General features: G+C 74.7%; 3 protein-coding genes and 1 pseudogene. All 4 read left to right on the top strand.

What is annotated here, in order from left to right; translation table 11 throughout:
- Nucleotides 1-18 precede the first annotated feature (18 nt).
- Nucleotides 19-6,612 (top strand): SDR family NAD(P)-dependent oxidoreductase, encoded by a 6,594-nt coding sequence (locus O7609_RS14375; RefSeq protein ID WP_443072251.1) that lies wholly within the window; start codon nucleotides 19-21, stop codon nucleotides 6,610-6,612.
- A 57-nt stretch (nucleotides 6,613-6,669) separates the two neighbouring features.
- Nucleotides 6,670-10,237, top strand: a pseudogene (locus O7609_RS14370) (type I polyketide synthase); the annotation flags it as partial.
- 135 nt (nucleotides 10,238-10,372) lie between these two features.
- Nucleotides 10,373-16,822, top strand: a complete 6,450-nt coding sequence (locus O7609_RS14360; RefSeq protein ID WP_269743670.1) for a type I polyketide synthase — start codon at nucleotides 10,373-10,375, stop codon at nucleotides 16,820-16,822.
- Nucleotides 16,822-22,455 (top strand): type I polyketide synthase, encoded by a 5,634-nt coding sequence (locus O7609_RS14355; protein ID WP_269743669.1) that lies wholly within the window; start codon nucleotides 16,822-16,824, stop codon nucleotides 22,453-22,455. Before O7609_RS14360 ends, O7609_RS14355 begins: the two co-directional genes overlap by 1 nt.

The following is a 22,455-nucleotide window of genomic DNA, read 5'->3' as shown; positions in this document are numbered from 1 at the left end:
GACTACCTCAAGCGGGCCATCGCCGACGCGCAGGAGGCCAGGCAACGACTCCGCGACCTTGAGGAGCAGGCGGCCGAGCCGATCGCGATCGTCGGCATGGCGTGCCGCTATCCCGGCGGCGTCAGCTCGCCCGAGGAGCTGTGGGAGCTCGTCGACCGGGGCGTCGACGCGATCTCCGACTTCCCCACCGACCGCGGCTGGGACACCGAGGGGCTGTACGACGCCGACCCCGAGCGCACGGGTACGACCTACTGCACCCGGGGCGGCTTCCTCCACGACGCCGCCGACTTCGACCCCGCGTTCTTCGGCCTCTCCCCGCGCGAGGCCCTCGCGATGGATCCGCAGCAGCGGCTCCTGCTGGAGACCGCCTGGGAGTCCTTCGAACGCGCGGGCATCGACCCCACCAGCCTGCGCGGAAGCCGCACCGGCGTCTTCGCGGGACTGATGTACCACGACTACTCCTCACGGCTGCCCGAGCTCCCGCCGGACCTGGAGGGGTACGTCGGCAGTGGCAGCGCCGGATCCATCGCCACCGGCCGCGTCGCCTACACCTTCGGGCTGGAGGGGCCGGCCGTCACCGTGGACACCGCCTGCTCCTCCTCCCTCGTCGCCCTCCACCTGGCCGCCCGCTCCCTGCGCTCGGGCGAGTGCGACCTCGCCCTGGCGGGCGGCGTCACCGTCATGTCCACCCCCGACACCTTCGTGGAGTTCAGCCGCCAGCGGGGGCTGGCGGCCGACGGACGCTGCAAGTCCTTCTCCGCGAGCGCCGACGGCACCGGCTGGGCCGAGGGCGCCGGACTCCTCCTCGTCGAACGGCTCTCCGACGCCCGCCGCAACGGCCACCGCGTCCTCGCCGTCGTCCGGGGCACGGCCGTCAACCAGGACGGCGCCAGCAGTGGCCTCACCGCGCCCAACGGCCCCTCGCAGCAGCGCGTCATCCTCGATGCGCTGGTCAACGCGCGGCTGACGGAGGCGGACGTGGACGCCGTCGAGGCCCACGGCACCGGAACCACCCTCGGCGACCCCATCGAGGCCCAGGCCCTCCTGGCCACCTACGGCAAGCGACCGGAGGACCGGCCCCTGTGGCTGGGCTCGGTCAAGTCCAACATCGGCCACACCCAGGCAGCAGCGGGCGTCGCGGGCGTCATCAAGATGGTCCACGCCATGCACCACGCACGGCTCCCCCAAACCCTCCACATCGACCAACCCAACCCCCGCGTCGACTGGCACACCGCACCCGTCAACCTCCTGACCGAAGCCACACCCTGGCCAACCACCGACGACCGTCCGCGCCGCGCCGCCGTCTCCTCCTTCGGCGTCAGCGGCACCAACGCCCACGTCATCCTCGAACACACCCCACCAACCGACCACCCCCACACCACCTCACCCATCACAGCACCCACCCTCTGGCCCCTCTCCGCCAAGACACCCGAAGCCCTGACCGACCAAGCCGCACGCCTCACCCGGCACCTCGACACCCACCCCGAACTGGCACCAGGCGACGTCGCGCACACGCTGGCCACCGGTCGGGCCACGCTGGCCGAGCGCGCGGTCGTCCTCGGCGCCGATCGGGAGGCGCTCACGGCACTCGCGACCGGGACCCCACACCCGAACCTCGTCACCGGTCCGGAACCCGGCACCGTCACGACGGGTAAGACGGCGTTCCTGTTCTCGGGTCAGGGGAGTCAGCGTCCGGGCATGGGACGCGAGCTCTACACCGCCTTCCCCGTCTTCGCCCACGCCCTGGACGAGGCCTGCGAGGCCCTCGACCCCCACCTGGACCGCCCCCTGCGCGACCTCATGTTCGCCGAACCCGGCACCGAGCAAGCCGCCCTCCTGGACCAGACCCGCTACGCCCAACCCGCCCTCTTCGCCCACCAAACCGCCCTCCACCACCTCCTCACCCACCACGGCATCACCCCCGACCTCCTCACCGGCCACTCCCTGGGCGACCTCACCGCCACCCACTGCGCCGGCATCCTCACCCTCACCGACGCCGCCCACCTCGTCACCACCCGCGCCCACCTCATGCAAACCATGCCCACCGGCGGCACCATGACCGCCATCCACGCCACCGAACAGGAGATACAACCCCACCTCAACGACCGCGTCTCCATCGCCGCCCTCAACAGCCCCCACGACACCGTCATCTCCGGCGACACCGACGCCGTCCACACCATCGCCCAACACTTCCACCACCAAGGCCGCAAAACCACCCAACTCCGCGTCTCCCACGCCTTCCACTCCCACCACATGGACGGCATGCTCGACGACCTCCACACCGTCGCCGCCACCCTCACCTACCACCAACCCACCACCCCCCTCACCACCCCCACCGAACACCTCACCAACCCCCAACACTGGGCCCACCACGTCCGCGACACCGTCCGCTTCACCGACCACCTCACCACCCTCACCCACCACAACATCACCACCACCCTCGAACTCGGCCCCGACACCACCCTCACCACCCTCACCACCAACACCCTCAACAACCCCCACCACACCCACCTCCCCACCCAAAACCCCAAACACCCCCCAACACACACCTACCTCACCACCCTCGCCACCCTCCACAGCCGGGGCGCGGCGAAGCTCAACTGGCAGCACCTCACCTCCGGCACCCACACGACGGACCTCCCCACCTACCCCTTCCAGCGCCAGCGGCTCTGGTTGGACGCCGCGCCGCGCCAAGGCAGCCGCGGTCGGCATCCGTTCCTCACCGCCGAGGTGGATCTGGCCGCCGACGACGGCGTGCTGTTCACGGGCCGGCTGAGCCTCGACACCCACCCCTGGCTCGCCGACCACGCCGTGGAGGGGGCCGTCCTCGTCCCCGGCACGGCGCTCCTCGAACTCGCCCTCCACGCCGCCGAGCGCACCGGCCACACCACGCTCGACGAGCTCACCCTCGAAACCCCCCTCACCCTCGACCCCGCCCAGACCGTCGACCTCCAGGTCAGCGTGGGCGCGGTCGACGAGGCCGGGGGCGCCGCGCTGAGCGTCTACTCACGGGCCGCGGACGCCGGACCCCGGTCGGCCTGGACGCGTCATGCCTCGGGCAGGCTCGCCCCGGACCCCGGAACGGACACGACTCCGCCCCCCGAGGCCACCACCGCCGAGCCCACGACCGCGGAGGCCCTGGCCGCGTGGCCGCCGCCGGGCGCCGAGCCCGTCGGGCAGGAGGAACTGGACCGCCTCTACGAGCGGCTCTCCGCGGGAGGTTTGAGCCACGGTCCCGCCTTCCGGGGGCTGTGCGGTGTCTGGCGGGACGGGGAGACCGTCTACGCCGAGGTCGAGTGGCCCGGGGAGACGGTGACGTCCGCGGCCGGCTTCTCGCTCCATCCGGCCCTGCTCGACGCCGCGTTGCACGCCATCGCCCTCGGCTCCTACACGACGTCGGACTCGGCCCACCTGCCGTTCCACTGGTCCGGGGTCCAGCTGACCGCTTCCGGTGCGGGCGGCCTGCGGGTGCGCATCGCGCCGGGCGCGGAGCCGAACTCGGTCACGCTGCTCGCCATCGCCGTCGACGCCGAGGGCGGAGGCGAGGGCGGCACGCTTCTCGACGTCGAAGGGCTGCTGCTCCGGCCGCTGTCCGCCGTCCGGCCCGCCCGGCGGCGTGCCGCCGTCGACTCGCTGTACCGGCTGCGCTGGGCGCCGCCGGACGCGCCGCCCGCCCCGCGCACTCCGCCGGTGAGCTGGGCCGTGCGGGGTGACGGCGGCGTGTCCGGCGAGCTCGTGGACGCGTACGCCGACGCGCTGCCCGGCGCCGTCCTCCGCCTGCCCGGGACGGGCACGCCCGGCGGCGGCGAGGCGGTACCCGAGGTCGTCGTCCTGCCCGTCGGGTCCGGCCCCGGGGACAACCCCGAGGACGTACCGGCCGCCGCGCACGCCCTGGCCTGCCGCGTGCTGGAAGCGGTGCAGGGCTGGCTGGCGGAGGACGGGTGGGCGGACAGCCGCCTGGTCGTGGTCACCCGCGGAGCCGTCGCCGCCGGGGAGGCCGAGACGCCCGACCTCGCCGCGGCGCCGGTGTGGGGGCTGCTGCGCTCGGCCCAGGCGGAGAACCCGGGCCGGATCGTGGTCGTGGACGTCGACGACGCCCCGGACTCGGTGCGCGCGCTGCCTGCGGCCCTGGCGCTGTCCGAACCCCAACTGGCCGTGCGCGACGGCGAGATCCTGGTACCGCGGCTCGCCACCGCACAGCCGCCGGAGCTGGCTCCGCCGTCCTCGGGCGCCTGGCGCCTGGACGTCACGGAGGCGGGCTCGCTGGACAACCTGGCCCTCGTCCCCGCGCCGGAGGCCGTCGCGCCGCTGGCGCCGGGGCAGGTACGGCTGTCGGTGCGGGCGTCCGGACTCAACTTCCGTGACGCGCTGGGCGCGCTGGGCATGTATCCGGGCGGGGTGACGATCGGGGCCGAGGCCGCCGGCGTCGTGCTGGAGACCGCCCCGGACGTCACCGATCTGGCCCCCGGCGACCGGGTGTTCGGCATGGTGTCGGGAAGCGCCGGGCCGCTGGGCACGACCGACCGGCGGCTGCTGGCCCCGATGCCCGAGGAGTGGTCGTTCGCGCAGGCCGCGGCCGTCCCCGTGGTGTATCTGACCGCCTACTACGGGCTGGTGGACCTGGCGGGCGTCAAGCCGGGTCAGTCCGTGCTGGTGCACTCGGCCGCGGGCGGCGTGGGAACGGCGGCCGTGCAGGTGGCGCGGCATCTGGGCGCCGAGGTGTACGGCACGGCGAGCCCCGGCAAGTGGCCCGCCCTGCGGGCGCTCGGCCTGCCCGGGGAGCGCATCGCCTCCTCCCGCACGCTCGACTTCGCGGACGCCTTCCGGGCCGCGTCGCCGGACGGCGCCGGGGTCGACGTCGTCCTGAACTCGCTGACGCGGGAGTTCCTGGACGCCTCGCTGCGGCTCGTCCGCCCCGGGGGACGCTTCCTGGAGATGGGCAAGACGGACGTGCGCGAGCCCGCCGCCGTTCAAGCCGAACACGGCGTCGAGTACACGGCGTTCGACTTGGTGGAGGCGGGCCCCGAGCGCATCGCCGGCATGCTGGCCGAGGTACTGGCCCTGTTCCGTTCCGGCGCCCTCGCCCTGCCTCCGGTGACCGCGTGGGACGTGCGCTCCGCGGGCGAGGCCCTGCGGCACCTGAGCCGGGCCCGGCACCGCGGCAAGGTCGTGCTGACGGTGCCGCGTCCGCTGGACGAGGACGGCACCGTGCTGGTCACCGGGGCCACCGGCGCCCTGGGCGGCCTCATCGCCCGGCACCTCGTCGCCGAGCACGGCGTGCGGCGGCTGCTGCTGGCCGGACGGCGCGGGGCGGAAGCGCCCGGCATGGCCGAGCTGGTCGCCGAGCTGGAGACCCGTGGCGCACAGGTCACGGTGGCCCGCTGCGACGTCGCCGACCGCGCCGAGCTGACCCGGCTGCTCGCCCGCGTGCCCGAGGCCCACCCGCTGACCGGAGTGGTCCACACGGCCGGCGTCCTGGACGACGGCGTGCTGCCCTCGATGACGCCGGAGCGGCTGCGCGCCGTCTTCACGCCCAAGGTGGACGCCGCCTGGCTGCTCCACGAGGCCACGCGCGACGCCGACCTCGCCCTGTTCGCCGTCTTCTCCTCCGCCGCAGGGACGACGGGCGGCCCCGGGCAGGCCAACTACGCCGCGGCGAACGCGTTCCTCGACGCCCTCGCCCAGCACCGCCGCGCCCTCGGCCTCCCTGCCCTGTCCCTCGCCTGGGGGCTGTGGGACGAGCCCGGCGGCATGAACGCCGGGCTCGCGGAGGCCGACCGCCGCCGCATGGCCCGCTCCGGTTCCGGCGTGCTCTCGGCACGCGAGGGCCTGCGGTTGTTCGACGCCGCCCTGGGACTGGACGACGCCGTGCTGGTTCCGGTCGCGCTCGACGTCGCCGCGCTACGGGCCGGCGGCTCCGAGGTCCCCGCGCTCCTGCGCGACCTGGCGCGGGGCGGCCACGGCACCGCCGTCCGCGGTCCCGGCGCCCCGGACGCCACCGGCTCCTCCGCCCACCGATCCGGTGCCGCCGGTGAGCGGGACGGCGGACGGTCCCTCGCCCGGCGTCTCGCCGCCGCCGGAACCGCCGCGGAACGGGAGGGGATGCTCCTCGACCTCGTCTGCGAGCACGCCGCCTCGGTGCTCGGCCACGGGGACGCGGACGCCCTGGCGCCGGACGAGGCGTTCAAGGACCTCGGCTTCGACTCGCTGACCTCGGTCGAGCTGCGCAACCGGCTCGCCAGGGCGACGGGCCTGCGGCTGCCCGCCGGGCTGCTCTTCGACCGTCCGACGCCGCGCGCCCTCGCGGACCGGCTGTCCGCCCTGCTCGCGCACGAAGCACCGCAGGCGCCTTCCGCGCCCGGAACGCCCGACGGCGGCTCCTCCGGTGGGCCGGAACAGGCCGAGGCGCCGTCACCGGAGCCGGGGCGCGAGGCGGGACGCGAGGACGAGACGGGCCCCACGTCGGAGATCGACTTCGACGCCCTGGACGCCCAGAGCCTCATCGACCTGGCGTTCAACGAGCCCGGCTCCGGACCGGGCTCCGACACCGGCCCCGGCCCCGACTCCGGCACGGGCTCCGGCCCCGGCCCCGACTCCGACTCGAACTTCTGACCTGGCGGGTGTGGTTTCGCGATGAGTGACATGTCGACGGAGAAGCTCGTCGAGGCCCTGCGCCGCTCGCTGCGCGAGGGCGAACGGCTGCGGCAGCAGAACCGCGCGCTGACGGAGGCGGCGCGCGAGCCGATCGCCGTCGTCGGTATGGCGTGCCGCTTCCCCGGTGGGGTGACCTCGCCGGAGGAGCTGTGGGACCTGGTCGCGGCGGAGCGGGACGCCATGTCCCCGTTCCCGGCGAACCGGGGCTGGGACCTCGACGCCCTCTACGACCCGGACCCCGAGACGCCCGGCACCTGCTACGTGCGCGAAGGCGGCTTCCTGCACGACGCCGGGGACTTCGACGCCGGCCTCTTCGGGATCTCGCCTCGCGAGGCCCTGGCCATGGACCCGCAGCAGCGGCTCCTGCTGGAGACCTCCTGGGAGGCCGTCGAACGGGCCGGGCTCGACCCGATGTCCCTGCGCGGCAGCGACACCGGCGTCTACGTCGGCGCGATGCGCCAGGACTACGGCCCCGCCCTCCACCAGTCCGCCCTGTCGGCCCCGGCCGTCGAAGGGCACCGGCTGACCGGCATCGCCGCGAGCGTCATGTCGGGACGGCTGTCGTACGTGCTCGGCCTGGAGGGGCCCTCGGCGACGGTCGACACCGCCTGCTCGTCGGCTCTGGTCGCCCTCCACCTCGCCACCGGCGCCCTCCGCTCGGGCGAGTGCTCCATGGCGCTCGCCTGCGGCGCGACGATCATGGCCAGCCCCGGCACGTTCCTCGACTTCAGCCGACAGCGCGGACTCGCCGCCGACGGCCGCTGCAAGGCGTTCTCCGCCACCGCCGACGGCACCAACTGGGCCGAGGGCGTGGGCGTCCTGCTGCTGGAACGGCTCTCCGACGCGCGCCGCAAGGGGCACCGGGTCCTGGCCGTCGTCCGGGGCACGGCCGTCAACCAGGACGGCGCCAGCAACGGCCTCACCGCGCCCAACGGGCCGTCCCAGGAACGGGTCATCAGGGCGGCGCTGGCCGGCGCCGGGCTGACGACGTCCGACGTGGACGCCGTGGAGGCCCACGGCACCGGCACCGCCCTCGGCGACCCCATCGAGGCCGAGGCACTGCTCGCCACGTACGGGCGGGACCGTGCCCCGGACCGGCCGCTGTGGCTGGGGTCGGTCAAGTCCAACATCGGGCACACCCAGGCCGCGGCGGGCATCGCCGGGATCGTCAAGACGGTGCAGGCCATGCGGCACCGGCGGCTGCCCAGGACCCTGCACGTGGACACGCCGACGCCCCACGTGGACTGGGAGGCGGGCGGCGTCCGGCTGCTGACCGAGGCCCGCGCGTGGCCGGCGAGCGAAGGCCGTCCGCGCCGGGCCGCCGTCTCCTCCTTCGGCGTCAGCGGAACCAACGCCCACGTCCTGCTGGAGGAGGCGCCGGAGCCCGGACCCGCCGCCCCGGCGCCGGACCCCGAGGCGTCGTCGGCCGGTGCCGCGCCGTCGTGGACTCCGGTACTGCTGTCGGGCCGCACCCTTCCCGCCCTGCGCGCCCACGCCGACCGTGTCGGGGACCTCGTCCGCGCCCACCCGGACGTGGACCTCCCGAGCCTCGCGCACGCCCTGGCCACCACCCGCGCCGCCCTCGACCACCGCGCGGTGGTGCTGGCGGACGGCCGCGACGCCCTGCTGGCGGGGCTCGACGCCCTGGCTCAGGGCCGCACCGAGCACGCCGCGCCGAAGGTAACGGGACGCCGCCGTACGGCCTTTCTCTTCTCGGGTCAGGGGAGTCAGCGTCCGGGCATGGGACGCGAGCTCTACACCGCCTTCCCCGTCTTCGCCCGCGCCCTGGACGAGGCCTGCGAGGCCCTCGACCCCCACCTGGACCGGCCCCTGCGCGACCTCATGTTCGCCGAACCCGGCACCGAGCAAGCCGCCCTCCTGGACCAGACCCGCTACGCCCAACCCGCCCTCTTCGCCCACCAAACCGCCCTCCACCACCTCCTCACCCACCACGGCATCACCCCCGACCTCCTCACCGGCCACTCCCTGGGCGACCTCACCGCCACCCACTGCGCCGGCATCCTCACCCTCACCGACGCCGCCCACCTCGTCACCACCCGCGCCCACCTCATGCAAACCATGCCCACCGGCGGCACCATGACCGCCATCCACGCCACCGAACAGGAGATACAACCCCACCTCAACGACCGCGTCTCCATCGCCGCCCTCAACAGCCCCCACGACACCGTCATCTCCGGCGACACCGACGCCGTCCGCACCATCGCCCAGCACTTCCACCACCAAGGCCGCAAAACCACCCAACTCCGCGTCTCCCACGCCTTCCACTCCCACCACATGGACGGCATGCTCGACGACCTCCACACCGTCGCCGCCACCCTCACCTACCACCAACCCACCACCCCCCTCACCACCCCCACCGAACACCTCACCAACCCCCAACACTGGGCCCACCACGTCCGCGACACCGTCCGCTTCACCGACCACCTCACCACCCTCACCCACCACAACATCACCACCACCCTCGAACTCGGCCCCGACACCACCCTCACCACCCTCACCACCAACACCCTCAACAACCCCCACCACACCCACCTCCCCACCCAAAACCCCAAACACCCCCCAACACACACCTACCTCACCACCCTCGCCACCCTCCACGAGAGCGGTGCCGACATCCGCTGGGACCGGGTCCTCCCCGAGCCCCGAGGCGGCCAACCCGAGCTGCCCACCTATCCCTTCCAGCGCGAGACCTACTGGCTGCCCTCCGCGCCCGCACACGGTGACGCGACCGGATTCGGGCTCGGCTCCGCCGACCACCCGCTCCTCGGCGCCTCGGTGGAACTCGCCGACGCCGAAGGGTTCGTGCTCACCGGCAGGCTGAGCCTCGACACCCACCCCTGGCTGGCCGACCACCGGGTGGGCTCGACCGTCGTCGTCCCCGGCACCGCACTCCTCGAACTCGCCCTCCACGCCGCCGAGCGCACCGGCGACACCGGACTGTCCGAACTCACCCTGCAGGCGCCCCTCGTCCTCCAGCCGGGGCAGGCGGTACAGCTTCAGGTCACCGTCCGCGAAGCCGGACCGGCGGGCGAACACCGGATCGGCGTTCACTCCCGCCCCGTCGGCACCGACGCCGCATGGACCCACCACGCCGACGGGACGACCACCGCCGGGCCACCCGACACGACGCCCCCCGCCCGCCGCCGACACCTGGCCGCCGGACGACGCCATCCCGGTACCGGTCGAGGGGCTCTACGACGACCTGGCCGCCGCCGGACTGCCCTACGGGCCCACCTTCCAGGGCCTGCACGCGGCATGGCGCGACGGCGACGTCGTCCACGCCGAAGTCGCCCTCCCCCCGTCGGAGACGGCAAGCGGCCCGGGCGGCTTCGCCCTGCACCCCGCGCTCCTCGACGCCGCCCTCCACGCCCTCGCCCTCGGTCCCACCGCCGACACCACCGACGCCGCCGACACCGCCGACACCGCCGACGCCACCGGGCGCCCGCGCCTGCCGTTCAGCTGGACCGGCGTACGCCTGCACGCGAGGGCCGCCTCGGCCTCGTCGCTCCGCGTCCGCCTCACCCCGGCCGAGAGCGGGGACGGGGTCTCCCTGCACGCCACCGACGAGCACGGCAATGCCGTCGTCTCCGTCGAGCGCCTCGCCCTGCGCCCGGCGGACACCGGCCAGGAGCCGCTGTACGGCCTGGAATGGGTGGAGTTGACCTCCGGGGAACGTGCGGAGCCGGGCCCTTGGGCGGTGGTCGGCCCGACCGACTGGCGCCCCTACCCCGACTGCCCGGCCTTCCCCGACCTGGCCGCGCTGCGCGAGGCCGTGACCGCCGGACGTCTGCCCTCCCCCGAGGCGGTGTTCGCCTTCCTGCCCACCGGCACCGATCCCGACGCGGCCGACATCCACCACGCCTGCGAGGACACCCTCCACCTCGTCCGGGACTGGCTCGCCCACCACGCCCAGGACGCCTCCCGTCTCGTGGCCCTCACCCACTCCACCACCTCCGACCTGCTGCGCGAACCCCTCCACGCGCTCGTCCAGGTCGCCGCGGCCGAGAACCCCGGCCGCCTCGCCGTCCTGGACGTGGACGACCACCCCGCAACCCTCACCGCCCTCCCCGCCGCGCTGAACACCGCCGAACCCCGACTCGTCCTCACGGCCGGCCGGATCAGCGCACCCCGCCTCACGTCCCTCCCTCCGGCGGGCGACGCCGCCGACCCGGCCTGGGACGCGGACGGCACCGTCCTGATCACCGGCGGCACCGGTGGGCTCGGCTCCCTCATCGCCCGCCACCTCGTGGAGCGGCACGGCATCCGCCACCTCGTCCTCACCAACCGGCAAGGCCCCCACACCCCCACCGCCGAGCGGCTCCACGCCGAACTCACCTCGCTCGGTGCCGCCGTCACCATCACGGCCTGCGACCTCACCGACCCCGACAGCGTCCACGCCCTCACCCACTCCACCCGGCCGGGCCACCCCCTCACCGCCGTCGTCCACTGCGCGGGCCACCTCGACGACGCCCTGACGGCCAACCTCACCGACCGGCAACTCCACAGCGTGCTCGACCCCAAGGTCGACGCCGCGCTCAACCTCCACCACCAGACCCAAGACCTCCGCCTGACCCACTTCGTCCTCTTCTCGTCCATCACCGCCGCCCTGCCCAACCCCGGTCAGGCCCACTACGCCGCCGCCAACGCCCACCTCACCGCCCTCACCCGTCACCGCGCCGCACAGAACCAACCCGCCCACGCCCTCGCCTGGGGCCTGTGGAACCAGCCCACCGGCATGAGCGGCCACCTCTCCGACGCGGAGAAGGCCCGCATCGCCGACGGCGGCATGGTTCCGCTCGACCCCGAGCAGGGCCTCCGCCTCTTCGACGTGGCAACCGCCCGCTCGGACAACCCGTTCACCGCGGTCGTACGGCTAGAGCCCGCTGCCCTGCGCCGCCGCGCCGCCGCCGGTGATCTGCCCGCCCCGCTCCGCGAGCTGTTCCGTGCACCCGCCGAGCGCGTCGCCTCCCGGCGACGGAACACGGCCCCGCTGGCCGGACGGCTCGACCGACTCACCCCCGCCGAACGGACGCAGGCCGTCCAGGAACTCCTGGCCGCCGAGGTGAGCGCCGTCCTCGGCCACTCCGGAACCACGGCCCTGGAACCCACCCGTGGCTTCAAGGACCTGGGCTTCGACTCACTCACCACGGTCCAGCTCCGCAACCGGCTGGCCGACGCGACCGGGCTGCGCCTCCCGGCCACGCTCCTCTTCGACCACCCCAACCCGGAAGCCCTCGTCGACCACCTGATCGAGCGGTTGCTCGGCGCCGCCACGGGCACGTCCGCGGCCCCCGCTCCCCGCGACGGCACACCTCTCACCGACGATCCGATCGTGGTGGTGGGTATGGCCTGCCGCTACGCCGGTGACGTCACCTCACCGGACGAGCTGTGGGACCTGGTCGCCCAGGGCCGCGACGCGATCACCCCCTTCCCCACCAACCGCGGCTGGGACCTGACCACCCTCCACCACCCCGACCCCGACCACCCCGGCACCACCTACACCCGACACGGCGGCTTCCTCCACACCGCGGGCCACTTCGACGCCGACCTCTTCGGCATCTCACCCCGCGAAGCCCTCGCCATGGACCCCCAACAACGCATCCTCCTCGAAACCGCCTGGGAAGCACTGGAGAACGCCGGACTCGACCCCACCACCCAACGTGGAACCCGCACCGGCGTCTTCACCGGCCTCATGTACCACGAGTACGCATCACGCCTGCCGAACCTCCCGGACGATCTCGGGGGCTACTTCGGCACGGGCAACACCGGGAGCATCGCCTCCGGCCGGCTGTCCTACACGTTCGGGTTCGAGGGCCCGGCGGTGACCGTGGACACCGCCTGCTCCTCCTCCCTCGTCGCCGTCCACCTCGCCGCACAGTCCCTACGCTCCGGCGAAAGCGACCTCGCCCTGGCCGGCGGCGTCACCATCATGGCCAGCCCCGGCACCTTCATCGAGTTCAGCCGCCAACGCGGCCTCGCCCCCGACGGCCGCTGCAAACCCTTCGCAGCAGCCGCCGACGGCACCGGCTGGGCCGAAGGCGCCGGACTCCTCCTCCTCGAACGCCTCTCCGACGCCCGCCGCAACCACCACACCGTCCTCGCCGTCGTCCGCGGCACCGCCACCAACCAGGACGGCGCCAGCAACGGACTCACCGCCCCCAACGGCCCCTCCCAACAACGCGTCATCACCACCGCCCTGACCAACGCCGGACTGACGACCGACGACGTGGACGCCGTCGAAGCCCACGGCACCGGCACCACCCTCGGCGACCCCATCGAAGCCCAAGCCCTCCAAGCCACCTACGGCACCAACCGCAACACCGACCAACCCCTGTGGCTCGGCTCGATCAAGTCCAACATCGGCCACACCCAAGCCGCCGCAGGCGCCGCAGGCCTCATCAAAATGATCCAGGCCATGCGCCACGGCCAACTCCCCCAAACCCTCCACATCGACCAACCCACACCCCACATCGACTGGTCCGACGGAACCATCCAACTCCTCACCGAACAACGACCCTGGCCCGACACCGGACGACCCCGCCGCGCCGCCGTCTCCTCCTTCGGCATCAGCGGCACCAACGCCCACGTCATCCTCGAACAAGGCGACACCACCCCAGAGCCGCCTGAGGAAGAGCCGAACCCCGTGTACTGGCCGCTCAGCGGTCACACCCGAGGCGCCGTCCGGGACCAGGCCCGAAGGCTGCACGCACACCTCGCACGACACCCGGCCAAGAATCCCTCGGCGGTGGGTCGTTCGTTGCGTGCCCGGGCCCGGTTCACCGAACGCGCCGCCGTCACCGGCACCGGACGCGAGGAACTCCTCGCCGGGTTGGAGGCTCTGGCCGAGGGCGTGCCACACCCGACCGTGATCGAGGGCACGGCCACCGACGGAAAGATCGTCTTCGTCTACCCCGGACAAGGCTCCCAATGGCCCGGCATGGCCACCGGACTCCTCGACACCCACCCCGCCTTCACCACAGCCATCGACGCCTGCGCCGAAGCCCTCGCCCCCCACACCGACTGGAACCTCCGCCACGTCCTCACCAGCCAAGACCCCGAACTACTCCAACGCACCGACATCGTCCAACCCGCCCTCTGGGCCATGATGATCGCCCTCACCCGCACCTGGCAGCACCACGGCATCCACCCCCACGCCGTCATCGGCCACTCCCAAGGCGAAATCACCGCCGCCCACATCGCCGGAGCCCTCACCCTCCACGACTCCGCCCGCATCATCGCCCTCCGCTCCCACACCCTCCACCACCACGCCCCACCCGGCGGCATGCTCTCCCTCAACCTCAACCCCAACGACACCCAACACCTCATCCACCCCTACGACGACCTCCACATCGCCGCCCACAACTCCCCCACCACCACCATCATCGCCGGCAACCCCCACCAACTCGACACCCTCCAACACCACTGCACCCAACACGACATCCGACACCACCGCATCCCCGTCACCTACGCCTCCCACACCCCCCACATCACCACCCTCCGCAACCAACTCCTCCAACAACTCGCCCCCATCAACCCCACCCCACCCACCATCCCCTTCCACTCCACCCTCACCACCCAACCCATCGACACCACCACACCCCTCAACCCCGACTACTGGTACCAAAACCTCCGCCACCCCGTCCGCTTCCACACCACCCTCACCAACCTCACCACCACCGGACACACCCACTACCTCGAACCCAGCCCCCACCCCACCCTCACCACCCACATCACCCAAACCCACCCCCACACCACCACCCACCACACCCTCAAACGCCACCAACCCACCACCACCCAACTCACCCACGCACTCGCCCACACCCACACCCACGGACTCACCCCCACACACCCCAACACCACCAACCACCACAACACCCCACCCACACCACTCCCCACCTACCCCTTCCAACACAGGAACTACTGGCTGAACCCCGACCCGACCGAGCCCACTTCGGAGGACTCCTCCTGGACCGAGCTGGAGAAGGCGGACCCCCGCAGGCTCGCGGGCGACCTGGGGCTGGACCCCGACGCCCTCGGTGCCGTCCTTCCGGCCCTGGCGGCGTGGCGGCGGAGCACACGGCATCTCGGGAGTTGGCGGTACCGGGTGGACTGGCGTCCGCTGGACGTCGCCGAACCGGCGGATGGCAGCGGGGCCACCTGGGCCGTGGTCGCGACCGCCGGCGTGCCGACGGCGTTGACGGCCGCGTTCGAGGCGGCCGGTGCGGTCGTGGTGCCGTGCGAGGGACCCGCTGAGCTGGCCGCTCTCCGCAAGGAGCACCCTGGCCTGTCGGGTGTGCTGAGCCTGCTGCCCGAGGCGGCCGACGTGGTGGACCTCGTGAACGCTCACGAGGCGGCGGGCGGAGCGCCCGTGCCGTTGTGGCAGGTGACGACGAACGCGGTCCGCGTCCGCCACGACGAGGCGGCGCCCAGCCCCGAGCAGGCGCAGATCTGGGGGCTCGGACGGGTCGCGGCCCTGGAACACCCCACCCGGTGGGGCGGCCTCGTCGACCTGCCGGCACAGCCCCAACCGCAGCACTACGCCCTCCTCACGCGACACCTGACCGGCCAGGAGGACCAGCTCGCGGTCCGCGACGACGGCGTCCGCGTGCCCCGTCTCCGCCGCGCGCCGCACCCCGCCGGGGCGCGGGAGGCATGGCGGCCGAGGGGCACCGTACTCGTCACCGGTGGCATGACGGGGACGGGTGCCCTGGTGGCACGTTGGCTTGCCCGGGCGGGTACGCCGCACCTGATCCTGACGTGCCCTGCGCGCGGGGCGGGGCCGGACGGGGCGGGCACGGGCGGGCCGCTGGTCGCGGAGTTGCGGGAGCTGGGCGCGGGAGAGGTGACCGTCGTGCCCTGTGATCTCACCGACCGGGACGCCGTCCGCGCTCTGCTGTCCGGCGTGCCGGAGGGCCTGCCGTTGTCCGCCGTCTTCCACACCGCCGAGGCCGACACGTGGATGCCGATGGCGGAGCTGACGCCGGAGACGCTGGCCGAGGGGACGTCCGTGCGGGTGACCGGCGCTCGGCTGCTGGATGAGCTGACACGCCCCGTCGCCCCCGCCGAGAACGCCTCCGGGAACGCCGCCGCAAACACTTCCGTGGACGACGCAGAGGCCGACGCAGAGGACGACGCAGGGGGCTACACCAGCGGCCTGGACGCCTTCGTCGTCTTCTCCTCCGTCGCCGGGGTGTGGGGTGCGGCGGGGCAGGGGGCTCATGCCGCGGCCGTCGCGTCGGTGGACGCGGTGGCGCAGGCACGCCGGGCGGCCGGAGAGCATGCGACGTCGATCGCTTGGGGCCTGTGGGCGGAGGCGCCGATCGGAGTGGAGGACGCGGCGGCCGAGGGTGAGCGCAGGCTTCAGCTGGAACGTCGCGGGTTGACGGGGCTGACGACGGAGGCGGCCCTGGCGGCGCTCCAGCAGGCGCTGGACCACGACGAGACGAACGTGGTGGTCGCAGACGTGGACTGGGCGAGGTTCGCACCCCTGTTCACCGCGTCCCGGCCGAGCCCGATGCTCGCGGAACTGCCCGAGGTGGCAGAGGCGTTGGCGCCCGGCGGCGAGTCGGAGGACGCCGACGGAGACGGGGGTGGGGACGGCTCGGCGTGGTCGGCCCGGTTGGCGGGGCTTCCGGCCGAGGAGCGGCGGTCGGCGGTGCTGGCCGTGGTCCGGTCGGCGGCCGCGGCGGTGCTCGGGCACGAGGGCGCGGAGTCGGTGGAGGCGTCGAGGCCGTTCAAGGAGCTGGGTTTCGACTCGCTGGCGGCGATGTCACTGCGGAACCAGCTCAACACGACGACGGGCCTGCGGCTGCCCGCGACGCTGGTGTTCGACCATCCGACGCCGACGGCCGTGGCCGAGCTGGTCCTCGCGGAGCTGGACGCGGCCTCGGCACCGGGGCGAGCCGGAGAACGATCCGCCGCGGGAGACGGCGGCCGGCCGGCGGCCGGAGCTGCGCCGGAGCTCGTCGGGGGCCCGCTGACCTCGGCCTCGGACCCGTCGTACGCGTCGGACGACCTGGGACCGGCGGAGGTCGCGTCGGCCGTCGAGGGGTTCACGGACGACGAGCTGTTCGCGTTCATCAACGACCGACTGGGCACCTTCGAGGCCCCGACCACTGACCACAACACCGCCCGGGGGAGCGCCTGATGGCGAACGAGGCACAGCTGAGGGACTACCTGAAGCGCGTGACGGTGGACCTGCACGAGGCGCTGCGGCGGCTGCACCGCGCCGAGGCGCGACAGCGGGAGCCGGTGGCCGTCGTCGGGATGGCGTGCCGCTTCCCCGGGGGCGCGGCGTCCCCCGAGGAGCTGTGGGAGCTGCTGGCGGCGGGCCGGGACGCGATCGGGGGCTTCCCCACCGACCGCGGCTGGGACCTGGACGCGCTCTACGATCCGGATCCCGGCCATCCCGGCACGAGTTACACGCGGCACGGCGGTTTCGTCCACGACGTGGCGGACTTCGACGCCGAGTTCTTCGGCATCTCGCCGCGCGAGGCCCTCGCCATGGACCCGCAGCAGCGCATCCTGCTCGAAACCGCCTGGGAGGCGGTGGAACGGGCGGGGCTGGACGTCGCGGAGCTGTCGGAGGCGGAGACGGGGGTGTTCGTCGGAACGAGCGGTCAGGACTACGGCTCGCTGACACTGTCGACGTCGGACCCGGTCGAGGGGTACGTGCTGACGGGCAACATGGCCAGTGTCCTGTCGGGCCGGCTCTCCTACACGCTCGGGTTGGACGGGCCCGCCGTGTCGGTGGACACGGCCTGCTCGTCGTCGCTGGTGGCGACGCATCTGGCGGTGGAGTCGCTGCGCTCGGGCCGTTGCGGCATGGCGCTGGCCGGCGGGGTGACGGTGCTCTCCACCCCGGCCGGGTTCGTGGAGTTCAGCCGCCAGCGGGGGCTGGCCCCGGACGGGCGCTGCAAGTCGTTCGCGGCAGGGGCGGACGGCACGGGCTGGGGCGAGGGCGTCGGGGTGCTGCTGCTGGAGCGGCTGTCCGACGCGCGGCGCCGGGGGCACCCGGTGCTGGCGGTCATCCGCGGGAGCGCGGTCAACCAGGACGGGGCCAGCAACGGGTTGACGGCGCCCAACGGCCCGGCGCAGCAGCGGGTGATCCGGGCGGCGCTGGCGGCGGCCGGGCTGGAGCCTTCCGACGTGGACGCCGTCGAGGCGCACGGCACCGGCACCACCCTCGGGGACCCCATCGAGGCCCAGGCCCTCCTGGCCACCTACGGCAAGCGGGCGACGGACCGGCCGCTGTGGCTGGGCTCGATGAAGTCCAACGTCGGCCACACGGGGGCGGCCGCCGGGGTGGCCGGGATCATCAAGACGGTGCAGGCGCTGCGGCACGAGAGGCTGCCGAGGACGCTGCACGTGGACGCGCCGACCCCGCACGTCGACTGGTCCTCGGGCGCCGTGGGACTGCTGACCGAGGAGCGGGCCTGGCCGCGTGGGGAACGGCCGCGGCGCGCGGGGGTGTCGGCGTTCGGGGTGAGCGGCACGAACGCGCACGTCATCGTCGAGGAGGCGCCGCCGGGGGCGGAGGGTGCCGGACGGGCGCCGGACGGGGAGGCCCCGCTGACGTTGGGCGCGGGGACGCCGGTGCCGTGGGTGCTGTCGTCGCGGAGCGGGGACGGGCTGCGGGCGCAGGCGGCCCGTCTGCGTGCCCATCTGGACGCCCACCCGGAGGCGGACCTCCTGGATGTGGCGTTCTCGCTGGCGGCCACGCGGCGCCGGTTCCCGCACCGGGCCGTGCTGGCGGCCGGGGACCGGGACGCGTTCGGCCGGGCGTTGGACGCGCTGGCGACGGGCGATCCCGGCGCCGCGCCCGGTGCCGCGCCCGGGATGGTTCCCGGTTCCGCGGCGGACGGCGACGGGGGCGACGGGCCGGGCCCCGTGTTCGTGTTCTCCGGCGGCGGGGCGCACTGGGCCGGGATGGGCCGCGAACTCCTCGACTTCTCGCCGGTGTTCGCCCGGTGGATCGCGGCCTGCGAGGACGCGCTGCGGCCGCACGTGGACTGGTCGTTGACCGCGGTGCTGCGGGAGGAGGCGGGCGCGCCCTCGCTGGAGTCGGCGGGGGTGGTGCAGCCGGTGCAGTGGGCCCTGGGGGTGGCGCTGGCGGAGTTGTGGCGGGCCTGCGGGGTGCGCCCGGCCGCGGTCGTCGGCCACTCGCAGGGCGAGGTGGCGGCGGCCGTGGTGGCGGGCGGGCTCGGCCTCGCCGACGGCGCGGCGCTGGTCGCGCACCGCGGCAGAGTGCTCAACTCGCTGGCCGGGAAGGGCGGTATGGCGGTGGTGCCGCTGCCGGAGGAGGAGGCGGCCGAGGCGCTGGCGCGGTTCGGGGGACGGCTGGTGGTGGCGGCGGTCAACAGCGCCTCGGCCGTCGTCGTCTCCGGGGACGGGGAGGCGCTCACGGAGCTGCTGGCCGAGCTGGCGGCGCGGGGTGTGGAGGCCCGCCGGGTGAAGGTGGACTTCGCCTCGCACTCGCCCCAGCTCGACCCGTTCCGTGCCGAGTTGCTGGCCGGCTGGCGGCCGGTCGTCCCGGTGAGCGGGGGCGTCCCCTTCGTCTCGACGGTGACCGGTGGCCCCGTGGACACCGCCGAGCTGGACGCCGACTACTGGTGGCGCAACGTGCGCAGCCCCGTGCGCTTCGAGGCCGCGGTGCGGGAGCTGGTGGGGCGGGGGCACCGGGCGTTCGTCGAGATCGGGGCGACGCCGGTGCTGGGCCTGAACGTCGGCGAGATCCTGGAGTCGGAGTCAAGGCCGGACGGGACGCCGGGGGCGGTGCTGGCCTCGCTGCGGCGGGACGACGGCGGGCCGGCCCGCTTCCTCACCGCGCTCGGCGAGGCGAGCGCGGCCGGGCTCCCGGTGGACTGGGCCGCGCTGTTCGCGGGCAGCGGTGCGCGGGTGTGCGAGCTGCCGACCTACGCCTTCCAGCGGGAGCGCTACTGGCTCGCCCCGGCCGCGCCCGCCCTCCCCGCCGGGCCGGTGTCGCCGCTGGACGCGATGCGGTACCGCATCGCCTGGCGCCCGGCCGGCGCGGGGACCACGCCGCGGCTGGACGGCACCTGGCTGGTCGTCGCCGACGAGGCACCGCGCGGGGACGGCGGCCCCCGGGCCGAGGACGTCGTAGGGGCCCTGGAGGAGGCGGGGGCCCGCTGCGTGCGGTGGGACGTCGCGGCGGGGGGCGTCGAGCGCTCCGAGGCGGCGCGGCGGCTGCGGGAGGCCGCGGACGAGGGCGTGCGCGGCGTGCTGTCGCTGCTCGGCGCGGACGAGGCACCGCATCCGGGCGCCGCCGTGGTGCCGGGCGGCCTGGCGGGCACCCTCGCCCTGGTGCAGGCGATGGCCGACGCGGAGCCGGACGCCCGGCTGTGGACGGTGACGCGGGGCGCGGTCGCGGTGGACGCGCACGACGCCGCGCCCTCCCCGGACCAGGCGGCGGTCTGGGGCCTGGGCCAGGCGGCGGCCCACGAGCACCCGGCGCTGTGGGGCGGGCTCGTGGACCTGCCGGCCGACGGCGGCTGGGACGGCCTCGTCGCAGCGCTGTCCTGCGGGGAGGACGCCGTGGCCGTACGCCGGGACGGCTCCTTCGTGCGACGGCTCGTCCGCGCCCCCGCACCGGTCGGCGCACCGGCGGACGGCGACGGGCCCGGCACAGCGGACGGCGGCGGGACGGCGGACGTCACCGGCGGCACCGTGCTCGTGGCCGGCGCCGCCGGGGCCACGGGCGCGGCGGTGGCGCGCTGGCTGGCCGGACGCGGCGCGGGGCACCTGCTGCTGGCGGCGGGGAAGGAGGACGGCGTACGCGACCTCGCCGCGGAGCTGACGGCAGCCGGCACCCCGGCGACGGCCGTCGGCGTCGACCTCACCGACCGCTCGGCGCTCACGGCGCTGCTGGACGCCCTGCCGGACGGGGCCCCGCTCACCGCGGTCGTCCACACCGGCGCGCCGCTGGACGAGGCGCCGCTGGACCAGTTGACGCCGGGGCGGCTGGCGGAGACGTTCACCTGCTCGGCCGCCGAGGTACGGGCCCTGCACGAGGCCACGGCGGAGCACTCACCGGCCGGGTTCCTCCTCTTCTCCTCGATCGCGGCGACGTTCGGCGGGGTCGGCCAGGGCGCCTACGCCGCCGCCTGCGCCTATCTGGACGCGACGGCCGACCGGCGCCGGGCGGGCGGTCTGCCGGGTGCCGCGCTCGCGTGGGGCCCGTGGACCGACCCGGACCGGCCCGGAGCCGGGCAGGCCGAGCAGCCGGACGGCCCCGAAGGCGCGGCGGCCGGAACGGAGGAGACGGCCGAGGCGGCGGCACGGGTACGCCGGGAACGCTTCCACAGCCGGGGCCTGGCCCTCCTCGACCCCGCCCGGGCCCTGGACGCGGCCCGGGCCGCGCTGAACGGCGCCGAGGGCGGTCTCGTCGTCGCCGACATCGAGTGGTCGCGGTTCGGCCCCGCCTACGCGGCGACGCGCCCGCCCGCGCTGCTCGCCGAACTGCCCGAGGCGGGCGGCCACGGGGCGGGCGGCCACGGGGTGTCGGGGAAGATGGCCGGCGGCGGATCCGGGCGGGGCGCGGAGCTGTCCCGCCGACTGACGGTAGCCGGTTCGGAGGACGAACGGCGGCGGACGGTCGCGGAGTTCGTCCGGGCGGAGGCCGCGGCGGTGCTGGGCCACCCGGACCCCTCCTCGCTCCCCGAGGGCGGCCTGCTGGAGCTCGGGTTCGACTCGCTGACCAGCGTGGAACTCCGCAACCGGCTCAACGGAGCGACGGGCGTGACCCTGCCGACGGCGGCCTTCATGAGCAACCCGGCCCCGGCCGGGCTGGCCGACCTGCTGCTCGCCGAACTCCCCGCCCGCGTCACCGGTTCGGGCACGTCGGATGCCGCCGTCGAACCGGCCACGGGCGGCGGGGGTGCCACGGCCACGGGCGGCGGCACGCTCGCCACCCTGTTCCGGCGTGCCCTGGACCGTGGCGAGTCGGCCGCCTTCCTCCGGCTGCTCGGCGACGCCGCCGCGTTCCGCCCCGCCTTCGCCGGGGCCGGGGAACCCGGCGCCGTCCCGGCCCCGGTACGTCTCGCCCACGGCGGCACCGGCCCGCACCTGCTCTGCCTGCCCAGTGCACTCCTGGCCTCCGGGCCGCACCAGTTCGCCCGGTTCGCCGCCGCCGTGCGCGACGTGCACCCCGTGACGGCGCTGCCGCTGCCGGGCTTCCTGCCCGGTGAGCCGCTGCCCGCGAGCCGGGAGGCGCTGAGCGAGGCCCTGGTCGCGGCGGTACGTCAGGCTTCGGCGGAGGGCGAGCCGTTCGTGCTGGTCGGCTACTCGTCCGGTGGCCTGCTGGCGCACACCGTCGCCGCCCGTACCGGCGCCCGGGGCGTGGTGCTGCTCGACAGCACGCCGCTGGACGGCTACTCCCCGGCCGACCACGCGTGGCTGCTGGCGGGCATGGCCGACCGGATGGACGCCGTCGGCGACGACCGGCTCACGGCCATGGGCGGCTACCTGCGGCTGCTGGAGGCGGTGCCGCAGGTAGCCGGCGAGGGCACCGAGGACGCCGAGGAGGGCGGCGAGCAGCTGCCCACGCTCCTCGTCAAGGCCGCCGAGCAGCGCCCCGGCCGCACCGTCGCCTGGCCGCTCCCCCACACCGAGGTGACCGCCCCCGGCGACCACTTCACCCTCATCGAGCAGCACGCCGGAGCGGCGGCGGAGGCCGTCACCGCCTGGCTGGACCGGCTGGACCGGCCGGACGAGACCCGCCCCGCACCCCGGGACACGGAAAACCCTGCGAAAGGCACGTGA

Source organism: Streptomyces sp. WMMC1477, from assembly GCF_027460245.1.
GTDB lineage: Bacteria > Actinomycetota > Actinomycetes > Streptomycetales > Streptomycetaceae > Streptomyces.
This window is presented reverse-complemented; position numbering and strand designations above follow the sequence as displayed.

Coding starts and splice junctions, on each gene's coding strand:
- O7609_RS14355 (WP_269743669.1), top strand. CDS start 16,822: ATGGCGAACGAGGCACAGCTGAGGGACTACCTGAAGCGCGTGACGGTG.